The sequence below is a fragment of the Catalinimonas alkaloidigena genome (assembly GCF_029504655.1).
In the GTDB taxonomy this organism is placed as follows: Bacteria; Bacteroidota; Bacteroidia; order Cytophagales; family Cyclobacteriaceae; genus Catalinimonas; species Catalinimonas alkaloidigena.
The window spans coordinates 7,419,677-7,442,573 of sequence record NZ_JAQFIL010000001.1 but is presented as its reverse complement, the minus strand read 5'-3'; the positions used below and the strand labels follow the sequence as shown (position 1 = coordinate 7,442,573).

The 22,897-nt window shown below is 44.7% G+C and carries 22 protein-coding genes; 7 read left to right on the top strand and 15 right to left on the bottom strand.

Going from position 1 to position 22,897, the window contains the following annotated elements; genetic code table 11:
- The first annotated feature begins 138 nt into the window (after positions 1 to 138).
- Together OKW21_RS30260 and OKW21_RS30255 are read left to right on the top strand one after the other, a co-directional pair.
- Positions 139 to 918, top strand: a complete 780-nt coding sequence (locus OKW21_RS30260; RefSeq protein ID WP_277487086.1) for a DUF4097 family beta strand repeat-containing protein — start codon at positions 139 to 141, stop codon at positions 916 to 918.
- A 2-nt stretch (positions 919 to 920) separates the two neighbouring features.
- The gene (locus tag OKW21_RS30255) at positions 921 to 1,631 is read left to right on the top strand and encodes a DUF4097 family beta strand repeat-containing protein (RefSeq protein WP_277487084.1); all 711 of its coding nucleotides are present in this window, start codon (positions 921 to 923) and stop codon (positions 1,629 to 1,631) included.
- 64 nt (positions 1,632 to 1,695) lie between these two features.
- On the opposite strand, the gene OKW21_RS30250 is transcribed toward OKW21_RS30255, so the two are convergent.
- The 5 genes from OKW21_RS30250 to OKW21_RS30230 form a co-directional block, all read right to left on the bottom strand.
- A complete protein-coding gene (locus tag OKW21_RS30250; RefSeq protein WP_277487083.1) occupies positions 1,696 to 2,082 on the bottom strand; it encodes a sterol desaturase family protein in 387 nt (128 codons plus the stop codon).
- The gene (locus OKW21_RS30245; protein ID WP_277487079.1) at positions 2,049 to 2,462 is read right to left on the bottom strand and encodes a sterol desaturase family protein; all 414 of its coding nucleotides are present in this window, start codon (positions 2,460 to 2,462) and stop codon (positions 2,049 to 2,051) included. The genes OKW21_RS30250 and OKW21_RS30245 overlap by 34 nt, the downstream gene beginning before the upstream one ends.
- A gap of 137 nt (positions 2,463 to 2,599) precedes the next feature.
- Positions 2,600 to 3,043: a hypothetical protein gene (locus tag OKW21_RS30240; RefSeq protein ID WP_277487077.1), complete on the bottom strand. Its 444-nt coding sequence runs from the start codon at positions 3,041 to 3,043 to the stop codon at positions 2,600 to 2,602.
- A gap of 193 nt (positions 3,044 to 3,236) precedes the next feature.
- On the bottom strand, positions 3,237 to 3,755 hold the full coding sequence (locus OKW21_RS30235) for a DinB family protein (protein ID WP_277487075.1): 519 nt from the start codon (positions 3,753 to 3,755) through the stop codon (positions 3,237 to 3,239).
- A gap of 88 nt (positions 3,756 to 3,843) precedes the next feature.
- On the bottom strand, positions 3,844 to 5,133 hold the full coding sequence (locus OKW21_RS30230; protein ID WP_277487073.1) for an APC family permease: 1,290 nt from the start codon (positions 5,131 to 5,133) through the stop codon (positions 3,844 to 3,846).
- Between the two features lie 171 nt (positions 5,134 to 5,304).
- Here OKW21_RS30230 and OKW21_RS30225 point away from each other — a divergent pair, with 171 nt between their 5' ends.
- Both OKW21_RS30225 and OKW21_RS30220 read left to right on the top strand, forming a co-directional pair.
- On the top strand, positions 5,305 to 6,402 hold the full coding sequence (locus OKW21_RS30225; protein WP_277487071.1) for a helix-turn-helix domain-containing protein: 1,098 nt from the start codon (positions 5,305 to 5,307) through the stop codon (positions 6,400 to 6,402).
- A gap of 148 nt (positions 6,403 to 6,550) precedes the next feature.
- Positions 6,551 to 8,494 carry a glycoside hydrolase family 2 TIM barrel-domain containing protein gene (locus OKW21_RS30220; protein ID WP_277487068.1) on the top strand — a complete coding sequence of 648 codons (1,944 nt, stop codon included), beginning with the start codon at positions 6,551 to 6,553 and terminating at the stop codon, positions 8,492 to 8,494.
- Positions 8,495 to 8,550: 56 nt separating this feature from the next.
- On the opposite strand, the gene OKW21_RS30215 is transcribed toward OKW21_RS30220, so the two are convergent.
- Positions 8,551 to 9,837 (bottom strand): M1 family metallopeptidase, encoded by a 1,287-nt coding sequence (locus OKW21_RS30215; RefSeq protein ID WP_277487066.1) that lies wholly within the window; start codon positions 9,835 to 9,837, stop codon positions 8,551 to 8,553.
- 198 nt (positions 9,838 to 10,035) lie between these two features.
- On the opposite strand from OKW21_RS30215, the gene OKW21_RS30210 reads away from it, so the two are divergent.
- A complete protein-coding gene (locus tag OKW21_RS30210) occupies positions 10,036 to 10,971 on the top strand; it encodes a glycoside hydrolase family protein (protein ID WP_277487064.1) in 936 nt (311 codons plus the stop codon).
- Positions 10,972 to 10,991: 20 nt separating this feature from the next.
- On the opposite strand, the gene OKW21_RS30205 is transcribed toward OKW21_RS30210, so the two are convergent.
- The 4 genes from OKW21_RS30205 to OKW21_RS30190 all read right to left on the bottom strand — a co-directional run bounded on the left by OKW21_RS30205 (position 10,992) and on the right by OKW21_RS30190 (position 14,352).
- Entirely contained in the window at positions 10,992 to 11,636 is a 645-nt protein-coding gene (locus OKW21_RS30205; protein ID WP_277487063.1) for a hypothetical protein, read from the bottom strand.
- Positions 11,620 to 12,111: an RNA polymerase sigma factor gene (locus OKW21_RS30200; protein WP_277487060.1), complete on the bottom strand. Its 492-nt coding sequence runs from the start codon at positions 12,109 to 12,111 to the stop codon at positions 11,620 to 11,622. Before OKW21_RS30200 ends, OKW21_RS30205 begins: the two co-directional genes overlap by 17 nt.
- A 191-nt stretch (positions 12,112 to 12,302) precedes the next feature.
- Positions 12,303 to 13,199 (bottom strand): TraB/GumN family protein, encoded by an 897-nt coding sequence (locus OKW21_RS30195; protein WP_277487058.1) that lies wholly within the window; start codon positions 13,197 to 13,199, stop codon positions 12,303 to 12,305.
- Positions 13,200 to 13,386: 187 nt separating this feature from the next.
- A complete protein-coding gene (locus OKW21_RS30190) occupies positions 13,387 to 14,352 on the bottom strand; it encodes an NAD(P)-dependent alcohol dehydrogenase (protein ID WP_277487055.1) in 966 nt (321 codons plus the stop codon).
- Between the two features lie 497 nt (positions 14,353 to 14,849).
- Between OKW21_RS30190 and OKW21_RS30185 the strand changes: the two genes are divergently transcribed.
- On the top strand, positions 14,850 to 16,133 hold the full coding sequence (locus OKW21_RS30185; protein ID WP_277487052.1) for a hypothetical protein: 1,284 nt from the start codon (positions 14,850 to 14,852) through the stop codon (positions 16,131 to 16,133).
- A 114-nt stretch (positions 16,134 to 16,247) separates the two neighbouring features.
- Here OKW21_RS30185 and tatA read toward each other — a convergent pair whose 3' ends face one another.
- The 3 genes from tatA to OKW21_RS30170 all read right to left on the bottom strand — a co-directional run bounded on the left by tatA (position 16,248) and on the right by OKW21_RS30170 (position 18,132).
- Positions 16,248 to 16,433 carry a twin-arginine translocase TatA/TatE family subunit gene (gene tatA, locus OKW21_RS30180; protein WP_277487050.1) on the bottom strand — a complete coding sequence of 62 codons (186 nt, stop codon included), beginning with the start codon at positions 16,431 to 16,433 and terminating at the stop codon, positions 16,248 to 16,250.
- Between the two features lie 99 nt (positions 16,434 to 16,532).
- Positions 16,533 to 17,363 (bottom strand): ferritin-like domain-containing protein, encoded by an 831-nt coding sequence (locus OKW21_RS30175; RefSeq protein WP_277487048.1) that lies wholly within the window; start codon positions 17,361 to 17,363, stop codon positions 16,533 to 16,535.
- Positions 17,364 to 17,382: 19 nt separating this feature from the next.
- Complete coding sequence (locus OKW21_RS30170) at positions 17,383 to 18,132, bottom strand: ferritin-like domain-containing protein (RefSeq protein ID WP_277487046.1); 750 nt, start codon at positions 18,130 to 18,132, stop codon at positions 17,383 to 17,385.
- Between the two features lie 217 nt (positions 18,133 to 18,349).
- On the opposite strand from OKW21_RS30170, the gene eat reads away from it, so the two are divergent.
- Positions 18,350 to 19,690 (top strand): ethanolamine permease, encoded by a 1,341-nt coding sequence (eat, locus tag OKW21_RS30165; RefSeq protein WP_277487044.1) that lies wholly within the window; start codon positions 18,350 to 18,352, stop codon positions 19,688 to 19,690.
- 41 nt (positions 19,691 to 19,731) lie between these two features.
- Here eat and OKW21_RS30160 read toward each other — a convergent pair whose 3' ends face one another.
- Both OKW21_RS30160 and OKW21_RS30155 read right to left on the bottom strand, forming a co-directional pair.
- Positions 19,732 to 20,310: a hypothetical protein gene (locus OKW21_RS30160; RefSeq protein WP_277487042.1), complete on the bottom strand. Its 579-nt coding sequence runs from the start codon at positions 20,308 to 20,310 to the stop codon at positions 19,732 to 19,734.
- A gap of 204 nt (positions 20,311 to 20,514) precedes the next feature.
- Complete coding sequence (locus tag OKW21_RS30155) at positions 20,515 to 22,851, bottom strand: M1 family metallopeptidase (RefSeq protein ID WP_277487040.1); 2,337 nt, start codon at positions 22,849 to 22,851, stop codon at positions 20,515 to 20,517.
- Positions 22,852 to 22,897 lie beyond the last annotated feature (46 nt).

Genomic DNA, 22,897 nt, shown 5'->3' with positions numbered 1-22,897 from the left:
TCTACTGCTAATAGTTGGACAAACCACAGCGATCCTTCCTATTTTTTCAGAGGGGTTGTAATGCTTCTCTTCCTGCCTCGTCTTCATAATACATACCAGCGCTAAATACATTAACTCTTATCAAAAATAATTATGAAAATGATGAAAAAACAGTTTTTACTGAGCCTCCTGCTTTGTACCATTATCAGTTTTGGCTATGCCCAGGAGTTTACCCAGGCACTGAAAGCTAACCAGCCGGTAAAAATCCTCCTGAACCGCAGCGATATCAAGGTAGAAGGCTACGAGGGTAATGACGTGAAAATCTCTGCCATGGACTACGAAGCTCCGCCGGAAAGAGCCAAAGGCCTGCGGCCGCTCTACAACAGTGCTGTGGACAATACCAGTACCGGATTATCGGTCACCGAAGAAGGAGGCACATTACTCATCAGAGAAGCTTCCAACCAGGATGGAGAGTACATCATCCAAATCCCTCAGAACGCAAAGCTTAGCATCTCGCAGCAAAACTGGAACGGACAGGATATAGAGGTGGAGAATATGAAGAACGAAGTGGAGATCAAGAGTAATTCTGCCGACGTACGTCTGCTCAATGTGGATGGGCCGGTGATCGCCAAAAGTACCAGCGGAAATATTGAAGTTGTTTTTAACACCTTAAACCAGGCGATGGCCAGTAAAATTTCAGCGATAAGCAGCGACGTAGAAATTTCATTGCCCGCCAACAGCCCGGCTAATTTCAAGCTGAAGTCTATCAGCGGAGAAATATATACGGATTTTGATATGGACTTCAAACAGGACAGTGAAGGAAATAATATGCGCAGACTGGGAGGCGGGCATACCATTGAAGCCAGTACCAATGGTGGAGGCGCCGAGCTGGGCATAGAAACCATCAGCAGCAATATTTACATCCGAAAAGCCCAATAGTTATGCATTACCACACATTCAAGAGAAGCCTGCTAATGGCTGTCTGCTTACTGACTGCTGGCCATTCACTATATGCTCAGAAAATAGTGGAACGTAGGCTGGAATATAGCCCCGGGCAGAAAATTGTGTTTGACCTACCTATTGGCAAATCCATTGTCCTCCACGGCTGGGACAAAAATGAAGTAAGCCTTACTGCCACGATTGATATCAACAGCAACCGCCTGAATGAGGCTTACCAACTGGAGGTGCAGGAAGGCGAAGCGCTTACGTTTACCGCTGATCTGGATGAGGATATACTGAAGGGCGGAAAAGCAATAGACTGTGGTGAAGGTAAGGCAAGCTATGTTAGTTATAATGACAAAGAGCAGGTGGTCGTCTGCGCATACATTCATTATGTGATCAACGTACCCCGTGCTGCGATACTTCAGTTGAAGACCATCAGCGCTGATATTGAAGCCAAAGGCCTGGAAGGAGATACCGAGATCAAGTCTATCAGCGGCTTCATAGATTTTAACTGGCAGGAGAGGCAGGAAGCAGAGCTGGCCCTTAAGTCTATTACCGGCGAGTTGTATACTGACCTTGACTTTGATATCCTGAATAAAAAAGATATGCCTCAGACTGTAGGCTATACCCTCAAAGGACAAATCGGAGATGGGGGGAGAAGGCTGGCACTGGAAACTATTAGCAGCGATATTTATCTGCGTAAGCGCTAGAAGCAGAGGCTTGGTGAAACATAAACCCTGATGGATTAAAGTTTATCTGGCTTTAACACATTAATCACAGATCCTTTATATCATCTGTGGGGAGACTTACTGGAACTTTTTGCGGTACGGTACCCTCGGAAAGTTCCCACTTACCGGCTTTTTCCCAGGGCATCTTCATCAGTTCGCCTGCCTCCAGATGCTTTCTCACATAAGGCACACCGATATTAATGGCCTCCTGCGGTATATCTATCCTAAAAGTGCGGTGCAATTGATTCCAGAAGGTCAGGACAATGCAGTAATTATTGTCGGTTTCCTGCCTGACGATGGAGTGATATGTACCATGCATGCGAGGCGTGACAATTACTCTGCTCAGCCCGATCAATGCTGCACAGGTAACTCTGTAAAAGACTGAAATCAGCATCTCTCCTATGTGGAAACGCAGTCCGGTAAATACATCCATATCCAGATCGGCATGGTGTGTACCTGATGGAAACGCCACATAAAGCGGGAACGATGGTTCAGCCAATGCCAGCCATAGTTGCTATAATCCAGCAGCATAAAGCTGAGTACATTAGACAATACAGGAGGGAGGGGAAGCCAACTGAGTAAACCAAAATTCTTCTTTTGGGAGAATCTGGCTGCATGTACAACGGCCAGTACTAAAGCCAGCCGGAGGCTGAGGGAAGCAAGAGAAACCAGTTGGACATTGGTCAGCAGGCGGGGAACCTGAGGCATCTTTCTTTTTCTCAAAGGAAACTTTCTCTCCAGCACAAAGAGCGCAAGGACGCTCAGGGCTATCACGGGAGCACCCCTGAAATCATACAGTCTGCGAATAAGCATTGAGGTGGTGATGGGAGGTGCTTTGGGTTTGTTGAGTAGCTTTATACATAAATATTTAGGACCAGCGATGGCAATGTATTCTACTTCAAGCGCAGCAGCATCTGAAGCAGAAGATGATAGTATTATGCTACAAAACTCTAGTCACGCTTACTGATGATTTGAGCTACAGCACCTGCAACAATACCACCTAGCAGATACCAGGCCACTGTCATCAGTTTGGTAGATTGATGTCGCTTGACTGCTTTTTTAGATAACTTCATATAATCAGGAGCTTTAACCGCTCCCAAGCCGGCACTCAGTCCTAACACTAGCCCTCTGATCCAGGCGGAGCGACCTTTTCCCCAGCCCACCAGGCTATAAAAGATTGCATTGGAAAGCACATCAGCTGCCAGCGTGATGGCATATTCTTTATTTCCTTTGGGTGCTTTTTTTCCCTGCTTATGAAAAACGCGTCTTACAACTTCTCTCCCCAATAAATCTACCCTTGGAGCAGTAGGGACTATCCTGCGTACGCTTTCATGTAAAACATTTAAAAAAGTGGCCCCCGCTACACCTGCCAGTAGTGATTTCCCTGCATTCATAACATTAAAAGTTTAAAAAATTAATAATAGATTCCTTTATTCTCTCAGTAAACTCATAACCTATAGTAGCGGATAATGTTGATATCCCTTGACAAAATAGTTTGGCAAACCTTTTTAAAAATTACTATCAGAGCGCGACCTACATAAAAAAACTCCTCTTGAGCAGAGGAGTTTGAGATAAAATAAATACATACTAACGCTCCCAGAAAAAGGGAGGGGTAATGCCCAGGGCACGCAGGTATACATAGCCCTGTCCCCGATGGTGAATTTCATTGTCAACAAAGTAAAAGAAGTTCCAGTAGATGGGCCCTTCGTACTGCCCGAAAGCTTTATCCACTTCCTGAAACCGGTTTGCAGGAATTTGTGGCCATAATCTATTGATCTCCTCAGTAGTCTCGTCCCAGCGTTGAAGTAAACCTTCTTTAGTCTGAGGGGCATTTTTTTCGGCTTCTTCCATCAGAACATCTATATTTTCCCATTTACGACTTACGATTCCTCGCATGCCGGGACCAGCTATGCCAATCATTTCCATAGCCAATGCCGCAAATGGGCGCATACCCCCTACTGAAAAGTTGAAAAGTTCTTTTTCAGGAAAAGCCTCAATCACCCTACGGGTAAGGCGACGATGCCCCTGCCACTGCTCCAGCAAAGCTTCGGGGGTGATGACTACATTTGATGCGGTTTCCTTTTGTTGAATGCTGCTGTTTTCCATGCGTTTGTGTGTTTGGTATGTTTGAAATTGTTATACACAAAGAAAAGCAGGGGTAGTGACAGCCCTATGTCAGTAGGTTTTGCGGAGCTTAAACTTTTTTTCTTCTGCCTGCAGCAAAACGATACATACCATACAATACTATTCCGACAAGCGTGGTGATAAGTACATCTCTGAACTCTTCTAAATTGGCGCTGGCCAGCAACCAGATACAGGCAAGGATACCGACACTAGCAAAGAAATAACCAAATGGTAGTTGGTAAAATGTGGTAGCCCCCTTCTCTCTCAACCTTAGCCGGATTAATGCTGCACAGACTGCCAGCAGGATCAGGATTTTGCTGATCACACTGATAGAAACGGCATAGATAAATGAGCCACTCAGGGAAGCAAAAAGTGAGACCAATGAGAATACCAGCAGAGAAAAAGTAGGGGTACGAAACTTAGGATGTAGGTGTGCAAAAAACTTAGGAAACTGGCGCTCTACGCTTAAAGCATAAGGCACCCGAGAGCCTACCAGCATTACCGCATTTAAGGTACCGCTAATGGAGATGATTGCACCTATGCTGATAAAGACAGCCCCTGCCGGCCCCATAAATATCTGTGCCGCATCGGTAAGGGGCTTATCAGAAGCAGCCAGCCCGGGCAGCGTACCAATGCTTACAATTTGTATCAGACCATAGAAGATCGCTATGAAAGTAATGGCGGTGATCAGGGCAAAGGGAATACTTTTTTCAGGCTTTCTTACCTCTCCCGTATTTACCAGCGTAGCTTCAAAACCGGTAAAGGCAAAGACCAGAACAAAAATCGAAGATGAAAAATCGGAAAGGCTGGGCAAAGGCTGCTCAGCGATAACCATCGCCGGATCAATAAAGAACAAACCTGTCCCTATAAAAATGGCGAGGGGGACCAGTTTGATGACTCCTAAAGTGTTATTCAGTTGCGTTGAATTCTTCACCCCCAGGTAATTGACCAGGGTGAGCAGTGCGGTCGCCAGGATAATAATACCAAACCTGTATGTATTACTTTCTGTAAAGAGCGGATAAAAATAGCTTAGGTAAGTGACCAGCAGATTGAGCAGTGCGGCATAGGTAGCCAGACGGGTGATCAGAATCAACCAGCCAATGATAAAGGCTGGCCACTTGCCAAATGCATTAAGCGTGTAGAGGTAAGGCCCTCCGGTCTTATCAAATCGGCTGGCGACTTCAGCAAAACAGAGCACCAAAACGAAGATGATAAACCCACATACAAAGAGCGCGAGCACACTGTAGATACCTGACAAAGCAAATATTTTGGAGGGTAGTCCAAATATGCCCGCACCTATGATGTTATTGATCAGCAGCAGTACCAGGTCCCACCTTCTGATTTCTCGTTTTAGCTCCAATAGAACGAAAGTTTTTTGTCATGAACCTACTGAAAAGAAGGCATAATTACTGAATATACAGTTTTTTTGTTTGTTGAAGTTCGTCCTTCTTTTTAGCATAAGGAAAAGATAAACTGCATTATCTCGTATGTGGGGAGAATTAACTACCTTACTGAATGAAGCTTTTGCCCTATGTTATTCATCGGACTGCTACAATCTATATTTAGCGCAATAGTTTTTTTACTGAGAAAGCCCAGGCATTCTTCCAATTTTGTATTGTCATTCTGGTTCCTGATTTTCTCCTTGTTCTTTCTGGGACTATTGCTTCCTGAAGGGCTTACCACTTATACCAAGGTAGGCTTCGTGCCTTTCTTCATGCTAAGCGGTCCGGTTTTTTACTTCTATGTCCGTAGCCTCATCTACATTCATTCTCAGTTCCAATGGGTAGACTTAGTCCACCTGATACCCTTTGTGCTGGTAAGCATTCTCAGGGTGATTTACCTACCCGAGTCCATGAGCCCCAAGCAATATGCCGACAGCGCTTTTAGCGCCTACCATCTGATCGCAGTACTTCTCTTTGGGGCTTCTTTCTTAGCGTACTGGGTGGCTACCCTGGTGCTACTTTTCAGGCATAACAAAAATATTCTTAACTTTTTTTCTACGCGTTCAGGAAAGCGTACCCTAAGCTGGGTGTCCTCTATCATGCTGATTGCCTTACTTAGCCATGTGCTTTTCCTTGCTGCTCCTTTCCTGCTCCCTTATTTCACTTCTATCGCCAATATGAGTTTTTGGCTACATCAGTTTAACATGGCCATGCTAAGCTATACATTGCTGGTATTTGGCCTGATGCAGCCTGTCATCTATGCGCCCGAACTGCGATCTGCAGAATCTGAAGCAGATGATTTGCTCAACGAAAAGTATTATCGCTCCGGTCTCAGCAAAGCGGTGATGCAGCGATACGCGCAAAGTATCACTGAATATCTGGAAAAAGAAAAGCCCTATACCAATCCTGAGTACAGCTTACAAAGTATGATCAGAGATGTGAACATCTCCCAGCAGAATCTTTCGCAAACCATCAACGAGGCTTTAGGCAAGAACTTTTATCAGCTTATCAATGAGTACCGCGTACGGGAGTTTAAGAATTTGCTACAAGACCCCAAATCAAAAAATTTCACATTATTAGGTCTAGCCTACGAAGCGGGCTTCAATTCAAAATCTTCATTCAACCGAATTTTTAAGGAAACCACCGGACAAACGCCTTCCCAGTACCAGCAGACTTTGAATCGCTGACAAAAATAGTGAAAACGAAATTCGTCAGCAGGTAAAAAGGCCTAACGATACTGTTGGCACCTCTGAATAGGCCTCAATCATACCGTTGGGACGATTAAGCTTGTAAGTATAAGCATAATTGTAGTGTTAAAACGAATACCCTATAATTATGAAAAAAGTATCGTATTACTACGCAAGCCTGTTGCTAGTCTTTATCTTCTCAGGCGTACACCCGCTCAAAGCACAAGATATCTTTGCTACCCAGCAAATAGAAGATATTCCTACTGCTCCTATCATTGCCAATGTAGATGACCGGACCACCTACTCACTGGATGGCACCTGGAATGCTCTGATTGACCCTTCCGTTTTTTCCCTGAACGACAGGATGCATTACCTGGAGCGTAACTATAAGCCTCAACCCAGTGAGTTGGTAGAGGCTAACCTCGAAGATGGTTTGACCCTGCAGGTGCCGGGCGACTGGAACACCCAGGATGACAGGCTGTTTTTCTACAATGGTAAGGTTTGGTACAAACGTGATTTCTATGTGGATAAGCAGGAAGCCAAACGCTACTTTCTTTATTTCGGAGCAATCAACTATAAAGCACAGATTTATGTGAATGGGGAGCATGTTGCCAGCCACACTGGTGGTTACACTTCTTTCAACTGTGAAATAACAGAAAAACTTAAGGAAGGCGATAACCTGCTGGTTGTCAAAGTGAATAACACCCTCACTGCTGAAGATATCCCTACTACCAGCACTGACTGGATGAACTACGGCGGCATTACCCGTGAAGTAAAATTGGTGGAAGTGCCTGAAAGCTTTATCCAGAACTACAAAATTCAGCTTGCTCCACAATCTGACAACCGTATTGAAGGTTGGGTGGCTCTGGAAGGGCAGGGGTCTGGTAGTCTAAAGCTTGAAATTGAGGAACTCAACATAAGTCAGTCTTTTCCTATTGAGGAAAACAGGGCACAAATTAGTGTAAAGGCATCTCCCGAACTATGGTCGCCGGAGCGGCCTAAGCTATATGATGTAGTACTCACTACTCCTGAGGACACGGTGCGTGATCAGATTGGCTTTCGCATGCTGGAAGTGCAGGGCGATCAGGTACTTCTGAATGGCAACGCTGTTTTTTTGAAAGGCACCTCTCTCCACGAAGAAGCCATTGGCGCTAAAGGCAGAGCTTCCAGCTATGCTGAAGCCAAAGAACTACTCACTTATGCCAAAGAGCTGAACTGTAATTACGTCAGGCTGGCGCATTACACCCATAATGAATATATGCTACAGGCAGCGGATGAAATGGGCTTACTGGTATGGGCAGAGATTCCTGTGTATTGGAATGTAAAGTTTGAAAGCCCCGAAGTGCTGGAAATGGCAAAAACCCGTATGAAGGAAATGATCCATCGCGATCAGAACCGCGCCAGTATTATCTTCTGGAGCCTGGGCAATGAAACCCCTTTGTCTGACGCCAGAAACAATTTCTTCAAAGCGCTCAATACTTATGTGAAGAGCCTGGACGATACCCGCCTGACTACCGCCGCGCTGATTTTTGGGGGAGAAGAGATACAGAAGATGGCCAAGGAGTATTACTTCCCTACGATGGCCGGCCAGGAGTTCGACACCTGGGACATACATATTGAAGACCCTTTGGCAGCCATTGTAGATGTAGCGGCTATCAATCAGTATTTTGGCTGGTACTACTCCGGCTTTCTGGCATCAGCTGCCAATTTGCCTGCCAAGCAGGGGCGCCAGACCATGCTGGATAATATGCACAAAATCCGTTTTCATATTCCCGAAGGAAAACCCTTTGTGTTTAGCGAACTGGGCGCCGGTGCCAAACGGGGTAAAACCGCAAGTGAAGAGGCCCTGGCAGTATTTACTGAAGGATATCAGGCATTGGTTTACCAAAAGCAGATAGAGATGGCTAAGCAGCAGCAGAGCCTGGTAGGCATGTCGCCCTGGATACTGAAAGACTTCCGCTCTACCATGCGCCTTTATCAGGGAGTGCAGGATTACTGGAACCGTAAAGGACTAATTACTGATAATGGTGAACGTAAGAAAGCCTTTTTTGTGCTACAGGATTATTACGCTAATAAGCAGACTTTACAGTAGCCAGCATTAACAGCTCAGCGCTTCTGCCATCTTGTAGAAGCGCTGAGATCTGTTTTTCAATACACCCATGCGTTGAAAAACGCATTTAAATCTCTGGAGGAAGAATCTTCCATAGCTTTCTGAAAGTCTTTGCTCAGCACTGATTTTCCGTAGAACTTCCGGCTATAGTGCCGGATACCTTCCCAGAAGGCGTCATCTTCCATTTCTTCCCTGAGCAGGTGCAGGACATAAGCCCCTTTGAAGTAAACCAGGCTACGGTCATCAGCACTGGGGTTATTCCAGTTCTTAAATACCAGAGACTTATCTACTCCCTTATCCTTTATTTTTTGATATACCTCATGATAGGCATTGATATTTTCCATGTATTTATCTCTGCCAAAGCGATGTTCATTATAGGCAGCCGACATATAGGTAGCAAAGCCTTCGTTCAGCCAGAAATGTCCTAAATTTTCACAGGTAATCATGTTACCCCACCATTGATGCGCCATTTCATGTGCGATTAGGTTAATCTCCGTACTATCCTGCAGTATCATCTCTCCGTAGTTTTCTTTCATCACCGCAAAGCCCGACATTTCCTGAAAATGATCGCCCATCAGGATTTGCGTGTAAGAAGTCTGAAAATAAGGAACGCCTGATTTTTCTTCTAAGAAGCGCAGCATATCCGCAGAGGATTTGAAAATTTCTGCCAACTCCTCGGCTGAGTGTTTAGCAGCATAATATCGTAAGTCAGTGCTGCCCTGATGCTCCACCAGCTCATGAAACGTTCCTATTGCAAAGCCATAAGTATAAGCAGGGGTAGCTTGCTCCTGCCTCCAGGAATACTGTATTTTATCCTGCACCTTCTTTTTCTCTGAGAGTGTTCCACTGGCTACGCAGCTTAGGTTAGCCGGAACGATGATACTCATATTGATACTCGCCCTGTCGCTTATTTGATCGTGGCAGACCATCCATTCGCTTGTGAAATATACCGTATATGCCTGTTGTACTTCCTCCAAAAAGATCAGGCCTCTTTGGGGTTTTCCGTGATAGCTAATATGTACTTCCCTTTCTGTAGCGACACTTTCGGTAAACTGGATAAACAATTGCTGTCCCTGCTGGTGAAATGATTTCACCGCTGCTCCCTCCACTTTCGTCACGCTAAGCGCTCCACAGTCAAAAGCTACTTCCTGTGCATGACTTTCTACCTGGAAACGAATACTGACTTCTCCATGAATCGTCTGTGCTTCAATATCCGGCTCAAGACTTAGTTTGTACTGTAAAACATCCGGCACTCCAGCATCTGATGGTTGAGCCTGTAGTTCAGAGAAGATCAGACAAAAAAGCAGAAAAAATCTTAGTGTCATAGCTGGTTCAGGGAGTTATTGCTGTTCATGCATAATAAGCTTTCTAAAACTACATTTTTTTAGATAAGCATAAGTTCAAAACATTCGGGGGAGAGGTATTAAATATTTTTTACGGTTTTCACAGCTTTGTTTTAGCTTATTTTTCACAAAGCCTATATTGTAGACTGATCTATATCTTATTCTACCAAACCCTAACCTATGCGAATTATTCATGTTCTCTCTCTATTTTTTATGACTTTTATTCTGGGATGTAGTACTGCTTCTCAGGAAAGCTCTTCTGAAGGTTCTACCACTACGGCCTATGATCCCACGCTGATTGATTTCAGCCCTTATACTGAAAATCCGGTATTTGGTGGTACTGACAGTACGCATTGGGATGAGCGCATACGTGAAAGAGGCTATATCCTGAAGGAGGGAGATACTTACCATATGTGGTATACCGGCTATCAGGAAGGGGCCGAAAAAGGTATGATGCTGGGCTATGCCAGTTCGCCCGACGGGCTGAGTTGGACCCGCCACCCTGATAATCCTATCTATACAGAAAACTGGGTAGAAGATATGATGGTGATCAAACAGGATAGTATTTACCATATGTTTGCCGAAGGCAAAAATGATATCGCCCACCGCCTTACTTCTACCGACCGCATCCACTGGGAGGAGCAGGGGAAACTGGATATTCGTTATACCAATGGTGAGGCCCTCTCTCCCGGACCTTTTGGTACGCCTACCGTTTGGTTTGAGGAGGATCGCTGGTACCTCTTTTATGAAAGGGAGGATACGGGCATCTGGCTGGCGACCTCCGAGGACCTTGAAGTATGGACCCACGTGCAGGATGATCCGGTACTGACAATGGGACCTGAAAGCTATGATCAGTATGGTTTGGCAGTCAACCAGATTGTGAAAAAAGATGGCATATACTATGCTTATTACCATGGCACCGAGCTGGAAGACTGGAGCCGCTGGACGACCAATCTGGCTACTTCAGAAGATTTGATTCACTGGAAAAAATATGAGCAGAACCCCATCATGGAAGATAATAAGTCCAGCGGCCTGCTGGTGCATGACGGACAGCAGTACCGCCTCTATACTATGCACCCTGAGGTACATGTACACTTTCCTGAAGAGCATCCCTGAGAAATGATTGAGAGAGGGCTTCAGGCCCTCAACTCTTCCATATCCGCGATGATTTCTTCCAGCTTTTTGAATACATTTCCATACACTACATTCACATCCCACCTATAAATTTTTTCACCAAAAAACCCTATGATAGCAGCTGCTGCAAGTACCCCCACTAACCACCATACTGGAATTCCTCCGATCAGATTGATGTCGGGAAAATATTTGTAGATTACTTTACTCAGCACAGCTTCGTTGTTATTGGAAAACCATATGGTCGCCATAGCTGCCAGGAAGATCAGAGGATAAAAGAAACACATGATCCTGGCATTATTGGAAAGGCTGGATTTCAGCCAATGGTTAAAGGATAGGAGGTATTGATAACTGCTACTGCTTCTATCTATATCCTGCAATTTTTTCATCTGCAGGTTAGCATACCACGCAAAAATATTGAGCAGCACAAATATAAAGGCCCCGATATAAGGGATGCCCATAAAATACCAGCCTATCAATACCGCGAAGGCAAATACGACAATAGCAAACACATTGATATGCATCATGCGCTTGATCTTCTCAATGATGTCTCGAGACTTCTGATTGTACAGATTATTGAGGCGGGGAGCCACTAAGGCGTCACTTTTCAGAAAGCCTTTTTTCCAGATTGATTCAATTGACTTTTCCATCTAATAGTTTTTTTAAACGTTCTTTAATTCTTGTAATGCGTACTCCAATGTTATTGGGATTGGTCCCCATAATGTCAGCGATTTCCTGGTATGACTTCTCTTCCAGATAAAGCAGTATCACCGCCCTATCCACCTCAGACAGTTGCCGGATGGCGGCATACAGATAATTAAGCGACTCATCGGTAAAGGCGCGGCTGTCCTCTACGGCTATATCTGGTAAAGCATCGGAAGCGAAATGCTGCCCATTGTTCTTCTTTTTCTTGAGCAGGGTCAGGCAGACATTCAGCGAGAGCCGGTATATCCAGCTAGACCATTCAGCCTCCTGCCGGAAATTCTCCCGGCTCCTCCATATCTGCAGGCACACTTCCTGATAGTAATCTTCAAAATCTTCCTGCGTATTGGTATAAGCCCGGCATATCTTGATGATGATGGCGGCATAAGGAAGGATGGATGAAGAATAGAAGTCGCTGCTCACTACTTTTTTTCTTGTTTAGTGGCTGAATTCTCAAATCATTACAGGGCACTGAAGATTTTTTTTATAAAGGTAAGCTGTTTAGGCTTTGGGATGCGTAAACAAGGGGTGTCTTTGCACTCAGAAGCGCATTACATAGGTTTGGATATCTGCCGCTTATATTAGCTTTAGTCATCGTTTCTTTATCTGTTTAATTAATTCACCGGAATAGGCTTTACAGTATATCCCAGATGCTTCAACTGATTGATTAGGCCACACTCAAACATGAGGTGACTAAAACCCACCGCGACAAAACAGCTTCCGGCTTGGAGTTGCCTGTCAATCTCAAGCATCCATTTATCATTTCTTTGGGTGAGCAGCAGGGTATTCTGGCAGGGCTGATCCAACTGTAAATCAAATTCCATATTCTTGTACCAGTCAGTCTGGGAGCAAGCATTCTGGTCTTTCTGCCGGATACGCTCAATCAGATCCCTAAGCCTCCTTTTATGCACTTTCCTGGGCATGCCTTCTACATCTTTGGCAATCAAGGCCAGTTGTTCTTCTATAGTTTCCAGGCCAATAAGTTGTAGGCCCTGCTGTTTACCCAACGTACCGATATAGCCATCCAGTGTCAGCACCGAATCCCCAAGGGCTTTGGCATTGCATATCCTTTCATTGTAATACCTGCTTAAAATCACATGCAGCTCAGTAGGCGTGACTTTGTCCAGAGCCACTTCACTCTTAGAGAAAATACTATCCACGAAAGGAAGGTCTCTTTTATGCAGATATCTTGACCAGTCTGTGGTGGTAGTACGCCGGTTAATGATGTCTTCTGCCAGTTGCCCGGGAATATCCAGGTTTTCTTTGATGAGGATTTGAGAAGATAAGAGCGCCTGAGTGGCGTTTTTCAGCGAATCAAAAAAGGTGTTACCAAAGGCATGATGGGTGCCAAACAGATAAGACACCTTGTCTACTTCATCAGAACGGACCTCAAACAGCACTGTATTCACCTTGTCATGGTTGTCGGATACAGGAGGTGGGGAGAAAACTGATCCGTAGGCTGGAGAGGTAAAGCACAGCAGGGCAATGAGGATTTTACAGTAAGTTTTCATTTTAAGCTTGGTTGTATAGCTTATCCGGCCAGTCTGGTGTATATGCCGTCCTGTTTGTATTCCATCTGCCCTTAAGATAAAATTATTTTCTGTTTTTCCCTTTACTCTGTGGGTAATACTCCTTCCTCAGAGTCACCTGTAAACTTAAGCCTGCAAGCGACCGGCGCTGAGCGAACGCTGAGGTGTTTTAACGTACCTTAAGCATTACATTGCCAATCTTCTGCCCTGCACCCACATAGGTAAAGGCTTCCCGGATTTCTTCAAGCGTAAATGTTCTCTCATCTATCAGAGGGGTAAATTTTCCTTCCTCTATCAGCTTACTGATGAAATCCATACTTTTCTCAATACTTATCGGAAAAGGAAAAATTACTTTTTTGCCCCCGCCTAGGGGGGTAATGACAGGCAAAAAAATATTCTGATTATTGGGTCCCAGCTCGGATGAAATGTATATACCCTTATTTTTTAACAGACGTTTACACTTGGAAAAAGTACTTTTGCCTACCGCATCCATCACATAGTCGTATTGGTTGGTATCCCGGGTAAAATCTTCCTGAGTATAATCTATCACTTTATCAGCACCTAAGGCTTTTACTGTCTCAAAGTGTTCTGATTTGCATACCGCAGTTACAACAATATGATGGTACTTTAAAAGTTGAAGCAGTGCTGAGCCGATAGCGCCAGTCGCCCCGTTGACTACCGCCTTTTGTCCTGCCTGCAGCTTTACCTTATTGATAAAATTGTAGGCATAATGCGCTCCCTCCACACTTGCCGCTGCCTGCGCATAACTGAAGCCCGTTGGCAAAGGCAAGATCGCCTGCTTTTCGGCTATCGTCATATACTCCGCGTGTGAGGATATGCCCTGGTCATTGAACCCCCATACCTTATCGCCAATCTTAAAGCGGCTCACTTTGCTTCCTACTGCTTCTACCTCACCTGCAAAATCGCTTCCTGTCACTGGAAGTTTAGGCTTCAACAGACCTGTAATAAAGCGGAGCACAATTGGGCTTGCCCCTAAAATACCACAGTCGGTTCTGTTTACAGTGGCGGCATGCACCCGGATCAGAAGTTCATTGTCTTTTGGAACCGGCTTTTCTATTTCTCTCACGCTTAATACCTCAGGAGGGCCATATTTCAGGTGGTAAGATGCTTTCATTTGTTAAGTTCTAATAATATTCATAGGCATATAGCTGCCAAGACTTCTACACTCCTTAAAATAAATGATTTTAGCTACTGTTGAGTGTTTTTCGTGAAAACTATACCCTAAATAGAACTCATACATTATCAGCTTTTGTAAACCAGCCGTTTTTTGAGTAAATTATATAACGATGGCATACGAGCAGAAATAACATACCTTTCCGCAATTTTCTCTATCACAGCCTACTTTGCCATCTTATCTGCACTATGCCAGGCAGTATATTCGGGTATAATACGATTAGCACATGAATATCTTGTCCCAAATACTATCCATAGCACAGACCTCTTATACCTCTCAAACTAAGTTATATATTAACTATGCCTATGTCCCAACGGATTAATAGTACAGTTGGTGATTTAAGAGCTGCCCCCGGAGATCTGAAATTCAACTCAGTTTAGTTAAGCAAGAAAAACAAGCCCTCATGTACTGAACACTTATTATCTCACACAATTGTCATGAAAAAACTACTCACTAAAAACCTATGGCAAGTACTGTTTCTCTCCCTGTTAATTCTAAATTCTGGCTGCGACTGCTTTCCCCCCTGGAAAGATTGCAATGATGATCCTCCTTCTAACGGTACTGATTATTCTCTTAAAAATTCATACGAAGGTGCTATTGACCTGATTGACGACTTCAAGGGGCAGTTAAAGAGAAATGCCAGTAATAACTCCATTTTGCTTAGGTCATCAAACAGTGCCCGGCCCGGACAGGTCTGGATATGGAATACGTGTGATAATTCTATTCAGAACAATGCGGAAAATCTAACTTCTCGTTTTCCCGGGGATGATTATTTAACCGGCATTGATACCGACCCCTTAACCTCGAACACCATCTCATTTGACTGGGAAAGAAGATGGTCAACCAGGACTGGCTTTGGTATAGATGTTAACTACAATCTGTTAGAAGCCTTACTTGAAGCGGCCTATGAAAAAACTAATGTGTATGCATTTAATTTCAGATTGCAACTCATCAATGTTGAAAGGGAATATCTAAGAAATACCGCGCCCCTTATCGATAAATATGAGGAGATGCTATTGTCAGAAGGATTAGAATCAGACGGGAATATACTGGTGACAGGGGTAATCAAAGGCCAACTCAAAGTGGAATACAAAGCATTGAATAAGAAGGGGGAAAAAGTAGATATTAACCTTTCCGCTTCTCTAAATGAAATACTCAGTGCCAAGGCTTTTAAACCGAACTTTAATTATTTCAATGAAAACGCGACATCCAGTGATTTTTCGGTAATAGAAGAGTCAGGAGAAAATCTTACCGCTTTTATCATTGAATATTGGGATATACCTGAAGAAATTCAGAATACATCAGATATTTCAGCAACCATCAGTGAGTTTTGTGACGATGATGATGTGTTTGCCTTAACCAAAAATGTTACCGGCTTCTGTAGCGTAAGTGGTAAAGAAATCATTGATTTGAAGTTAGAAACTGGTGCAAATAACAATGGGTGGTATCCTTATCTGACCAACAAAACAGACCATACGATCACCAGTCTTCAATACACTTTAACTGTAAGAAATAGGTTTGGTCAGATTATCGGACAGGAAAACCGGTTGGTAACTCAGAATATCAATCCAGGAGCTACTATACCCGGCAGTAGAAAATTTGATAACTTTTCACTTCAGATCCAAGGTTATCCTGCTAATAGTGTCCTTCCATTATATGATGTAGAAATTGAATTTGATATCACTCAAGTAAGGCATCAATTAAATGATTTATGCATTTGAAGGTAGAAAAAAAGTGCTCCACGCTGTGGAGCACCTTTCCTTTAACCAAAAACTTATGAACCCTGGCGGGCACATTTACCTACTTCTCCATTAATATTCATTCATTACCACTCATCATGAGTCTTTGAGTTCTCTTTCTGCTTCGCCACTGATAGCAGATTTGTATTCTTTGATGCCTTGTCCCAGGCCTTTCGCCATCTGAGGAATTTTCTTAGCCCCAAAAAAGATCATAATGATGGCCAGGATCAGGAAAATTTCCCATCCGCCCAGGCCTCCTATGAATAATAATAAGCTTTCCATATCGTATCGTTTTTTTAAATGAAAAAATAAGTGAGCGATATAAATCAGTATACATTACGGACGTTTTACAAAAGCGCCCGATCAAGGGTAGCTATTTATCTAGCTCACAATAAATAAGCTGGCAATCGCCACGGCATCATCTCCGGACAGGGGTTCATCGTAAGCCTCTGTACCGGCATCGGCACCAAACTCCATCGCCGTATCATAGCCTGCCTGCATTGTTACTGCTTCACCATTGTATACCGGCTGAGTAGCTTCGGGCATGCCCGCTCCACGATTATCCTGCACAATCCATCCCTTCAAACCTCTCAGCCTGCGTATCTCTGAAGCATGTCTTGCCTCTACCGAATGTATTTGTAGTGCCGCGGTAAGCAGGTCGGGGGCGTCCATCAGGTTGGCAGCCTGTCCTTTGTAAGCGCGTACTCCGGTATCTTCAAACGCCTGGGCCAAAGCCAGTAGCTGGGCGTAGGCGGTGTCCTGCCCCACACCATTCTCGTTGAAAGGGTCAAAAGCGCCTCCTGCAGTAAAGTCAAATGTGGGCTTATCCACCACATTATCTCCCAGTCCTGCAATCAGAAAGTCCACATGTGCACTCTCATGTTTAGAGATCTGCATATATACTTTCTCAGCACGGGTACCGCCCGGCACTACACCTGACTCTAGTGCCTTGCGATAAAATTCATCTTCCAGATACTCCAGCGTGAGCGCCAGTTGCAACGCCTGCACTGGACTGTTCATGCTCTGTGCCTTCACTTTTGATGAGGCAAACATCGCTGCTCCCATCGGCACGGCGCTCATCGCCAGCTTCTTGCTCAGACTACCCAGTTGGCTGAATGCCTGACGTCGTGATACAATACTTTTTTTGTCCTGCTCTTTGCTGGAAGACAATTCGTCACTTGTGAAATGGTCTAAAAAATGTATGATATTCATAGTTAAATGCTTTTAGATCTTATGATGTGGGTAAATTATTAGCGGTAAACTCGGTGGTGATGAACTGTCCGGCTACTGTAAGTATGTCGGCCGGAGACATGGCTACATCTAATCCATTGGCGTCTACCACATCGTCACCAGCGAAGTTAGTAGAATCAGGATTGATCAGGCTGCGAATAGCAGATGCATGTCGTGCTTCCACTGAGACAATCTTACCGGCAATCAGCAGATAATCGGGACTGCTAATCAATCTACCTGCACCATTATATGCAGCTACCCCCGTGTCTTCCAGGGCTTTGGCTGTAGCCAGTACCGCATCACGATTACTGAAATCCAGATCACCATAGTCAAACTCCAGCTCAGGTAGCACCTGCGCACTATCACTGACCGCCGCGCTGATAGCGGTCTTAAAAAATTCACGGTGAATCACTTCATGATAATACAGATCGGTGAGCACCTGCTGCTCCTCAGCAGTGATGCCTGCATAGAAGTTATTATATACCCTGGTGTAAAAGTCCGCTTCCAACTGCTCCAAGGCATAGGCATAATTCAGGATACCTACGTCGCCGCTACCCAGGTCAAACACCTCATCTTCTCCATTGGCAGGTGGGTTAGGCATCATTTCATCATCATCTTCGCAAGCTGTCAGCAGCATGCCGCCGATAGCCAGTGAAGCTCCGCCTAACTTGATAAATTGTCTCCGGTTTGATTTGCCTGCCTGAAAGGGCTGGCTATCGGAAAGGGATACTTTAACTTTGTGCTTCTTCATAATAGTTTTAATTGTTAAAAAGTATCTTACCTACGAAGCCCGGGAGCCAAGTAGATTGATTAGAAGGAAAAAAAAATTAAGAAAGCTGATTTTTCACTTTTAAACAGCAAGACTGTCGCAGAATTTTATTAAGTAAAAGTTAAATTCACAGGATTTAAATTTTATTTATTTTACTTTTTCCCTTATGTTCACCTGATAATTACTCATCTAAACCATTATGGCAGAAGCAAAATTAAAGCAAACGCTGGGACCAGTACTTTTGTGGGGCATAGGTGTGGGGCTGGTGATCTCAGGCATGTACTTTGGATGGAACCTCGGGCTGGCTGAAGGCGGCACTGCCGGGCTGGCAGCAGCTACAGTAGTTATTGCGATCATGTACATCACTTTTACCTTTAGCTATTCCGAGCTGGCCTGTGCCATTCCCAAAGCAGGGGGAGCCTTTGATTATGCTGACCGGGCATTGGGTAAAAGAATGGGTTTCTTCGGAGGGATGGCACAGATCATAGAGTTTGTATTCGCTCCCCCGGCCATTGCCGCTGCCATAGGCGCTTATTTTCATCTCTATTTTCCTGCTTTGCCTACACTAGGCATCGCCATAGTCGCCTATATCATTTTTACACTACTCAACATTTCAGGGGTAAAAACAGCCACTACTTTTGAACTGATAGTGACTGTCTTGGCAGTAGCAGAACTGCTGATCTTCGCGGGAATAACGCTGCCGGAGTTTGAGTTTGCAGACCTTACCCAAAATGCGCTGCCCAATGGCTGGGGAGGAGCTTTCGCGGCGATTCCCTTTGCCATCTGGTTTTTTCTGGCCATTGAAGGCGTAGCCAATGTGGCCGAAGAAACGATTAACCCTCAACGTAATGTGATGCTGGGCTTTGGCTCAGCTATTTTTACGCTGGTAATACTTTGTGTGCTTACCTTCTCTTCAGCAGTAGGCGTGGCAGGATGGGAAGCTGTAGTCTATCCTGAAGGCAGTGCCGAAGCTTCAGATTCTCCATTACCGCTTGCGCTTTCTTATGTAGTGGGGGCTGAGAGTTGGCTGTATCATTTGCTGATCTCAGTAGGTTTGCTGGGGCTGATAGCTTCCTTCCACGGAATCATCTTGGCAGCGGGCCGGGCTACTTTTGAATTCGGAAGAGTAGGCTATGTGCCTAGGTTGTTAGGAAAAGTCCACCCGCGCTTCCAGACCCCCGCCTATGCTTTAGCAGCCAATATGTTTATTGGCATCGTAGCTTTGCTGAGCGGTAAAACCGGTGAGATTATTACTATTGCCTGCTTTGGCGCGCTTACGCTTTATATCATTTCCATGATCAGCTTCTTTATGCTACGCAAAAGAGAGCCCGATATGAAGCGCCCTTTCCGGGTGCCCTTTTATCCTGCATTCCCGGCCATTGCTTTAGTGATCGCTACCATTGCCCTCATCGCCATGACCGTTTATAACCTGATAATTGCCCTGATCTACTTCAGTATTATGCTTTTAGCTTATGGCTATTTCCACTTCTTCGTATTGCGGAAAGAGAAGAAGGAAACCGTAGTCACTGAACATTCTTAAAGAGCAAGGTTACCGCCTTCCCTGTAGGTGGTAAGCGTTTATTAGATAGGCACTCTTAAGCCTGCGGATAGAAAGAATGAGCGATGCGTACCAAGCATAAAGTCTGGTACCTCAGAAAGTTCGGTAAGTGACCATTCGTACTTAGTTTCAGCAAAGAGAAACAGAAAATCTACGCCCAGACCTGCGAAAACACCCCCTGCTCTGGGTTTGAAATCATCTTTGGTATAGTTCAAGTCTGTCTGCACATCTGTTATCCAGAATAAAGAGCCTCCACCAAAAATACGTACTCCTGCCCTGCTATTCTCATTACCTATGATCTGATAGCCAATAGATACGGGGATACGTACTCCCTCAAACTCAGTCATGTATTCCTGACTTAGGCTGTCTTGCAGGTCAGTAGATTTATTCACAAAAAAAGCTCCTATTTCTCCATAAAGGTCATCGCCATAGGCAATGCTTACACCTCCCTGCCAGCTGGCCTGACCTGTTGCATTGTCAAAATCCGAGCTCTTAGAAATACCAGAGATATTCATGCTGGCAGTTGGCTTGAGTATAGGTTGCGCATAAGATAAGTTCGCGAAAAGAGAAAATGTGAATACAATAAGCAAGAGATTTTTCATGAAGGGGAGGCATATGTTTATAATAAAGGGAACAGTGTGGTTAAAGTATCAATGATAAAGAAGACTTTGGAGAAAAAAAATCCTATTATAGTAAGTGTTTATACATACCCATTAAAATTAAGCAAGCAATATAGTTGGCCCATCATAAAAAAAGCGGCCCATCCTTAGACAAGCCGCTTTCACGATAAGTTTTTGCAGGAGAGATTAGTTACTTCCTATTGCTTCTTTACTTTTCTTTTTCTTCTGCATCGGGTTAGGGCCGGACGCGCCGCGAGCATTCATCTGCTCTTTATAAATCTCAAAGCGAGTAGGTACAGCACGCTCGGGGAAAAAATTGTTGCTTTCATCTGTATCTGCTGTCTCACGATAAGGGTCCAGATGAATTTGCTTTACTTTTTTATCCTTCGCAAATACTTTGGTCACTTCTTCAGCATTGTAGCGCCATATCTCAGCAGGGATTCTTTCTATCTCGGTAGAACCATCCTCATAAGTCCACTCCAGAATGACGGGCATTACCAGACCGCCGATGTTGTTGAAAGTTACTTCGTAAAAGTTCATGCCTGACTTAAGCAACTCACGCTCTTGCTCATTAAGGCTCGTCACAAAGTCATTGTACGCTTCCACATCCTCCTGGTTGATTTCAAAGGGGTCGTAGTCATTGTAGAAATCTCTCAGGCTGGGATCGGCCTCAATCGCAGTGGTTGGTACGTCGTCTTTATTGTACATCTGGCTGATGTGCTTCTTTTCCTGTTCGTAATTCTCTCTGGCAATAGGGTTCTCTATGCGAGGGTCCTGTGTATTGATCTGGAAGTATTTCACATCTTTGATCCCTATATCCACATGGTCATTGGTAAAAAACCAACCTCTCCAGAACCAGTCTAGGTCTGTACCCGAAGCATCTTCCATCGTGCGGAATAAGTCAGCCGGCTCAGGGTGCTTAAATGCCCAGCGGGTAGCATAGGTCTTGAAAGCATGGTCAAAAAGCTCACGTCCCATCACGGTTTCACGCAGGATATTCAGTGCAGTGGCAGGTTTGGCGTAAGCGTTCCAGCCAAACTGCTGCACCTGCTCAGAGTTGGTCATGATAGGGCTGATCTGCGACTTATCCCCTTTCATATAAGGCACAATCTTAAAAGCAGGACCGCGGCGTGAAGGATAGTTACGATCCCATTCCTGCTCAGTCAGGTACTGTACAAAAGTATTCAAGCCTTCGTCCATCCAGGTCCACTGGCGCTCATCGGAGTTTACGATCATAGGGAAAAAGTTGTGTCCTACTTCGTGAATGATCACGCCTATCATCCCATATTTGATGCGCTCGGAGTAAGTACCATCGGGATTAGGACGGCCGTAGTTGAAGCAGATCATGGGGTATTCCATACCGTTAGAGGCTTCTACTGAAATTGCCTTGGGGTAAGGGTAAGGAATCGTATACTTTGAATAAGTCTTCAGTGTATGCGCTACCACTTCAGTAGAATACTGCTCATACAGCGGATTAGCTTCTTTAGGGTAGTAAGACATCGCCATTACGGTACGGCCGTCAATCTCTACGCCCATCGCATCCCAGATATATTTACGGGAGCTACCGAAAGCAAAGTCTCTCACATCTTCTGCTTTGTATACCCAGGTCTTTTTATCTTTGGCTTTAGACTTTTCCTTTTTCTCCGCCTCTTTCTGGCTCACGATAATTACCGGCTTATCAGCGGTTTTGGATTTCTCCAGCAGCTCGCGCTGCTCCTGGGTCAGTACTTCTTCAGGATTTTGCAGTGTTCCGGTAGAGGCCACAATATGGTCGGCAGGTACAGTAATAGCCACTTCATAATCTCCAAAGGTCAGGGCGAATTCACCACGGCCGAGGAACTGCTTATGCTGCCAGCCATTGTGGTCATCATAGACAGCCATACGAGGAAACCATTGCGTGATGGTATAGAGGTAATTTCCATCTTCCGGGAAGTATTCATGTCCGCCACGGCCGCCCATCAGCAGGCGGTCATTGATATTATAATACCAGTCTACAGAAAAAGTAATCTGCTCTCCGGGCATCAAAGTTTCAGGAATATCTACCCGCATCATGGTACGATTGATGGTGTAGGGAATATCATTACCCGCAGCATCCTTTACTGCCTGAATCTTATGCCCTCCATCAAAGTCATAGCCTACGATACTCTCCAGATTATCCACATTCATGCGGTCGGTGATGCTGTTGGTTTGGGTTTTATAAGTATCCGAATCTTTGGCGCGCATATTCTGATCTAACTGCACCCAAAGATACTCCAGCGGATCAGGAGAGTTATTGTAGTAGGTGATAGTTTCTGAACCGGTCAGGCGCTGGGTTTCATCATTAAGTTCACATTCAATCTTGTAATCGGCACGCTGCTGCCAGTACTTATGCCCCGGAGCGCCGGAACCCGCACGGTAGACATTGGGGGTAGGTAAAGCTGCCGGTCCCAGTTGTTCAAACTTATCGGTATGCTGATTTTCCTGGGCAAACAAACTCTGCCCCAGGCCTATTATCAAGCTCAAGCTAATCAGTAAATATCTCATAGCAACAATTAAATAATCTAAATAATACTTGTCTTGCAGTGTTTTA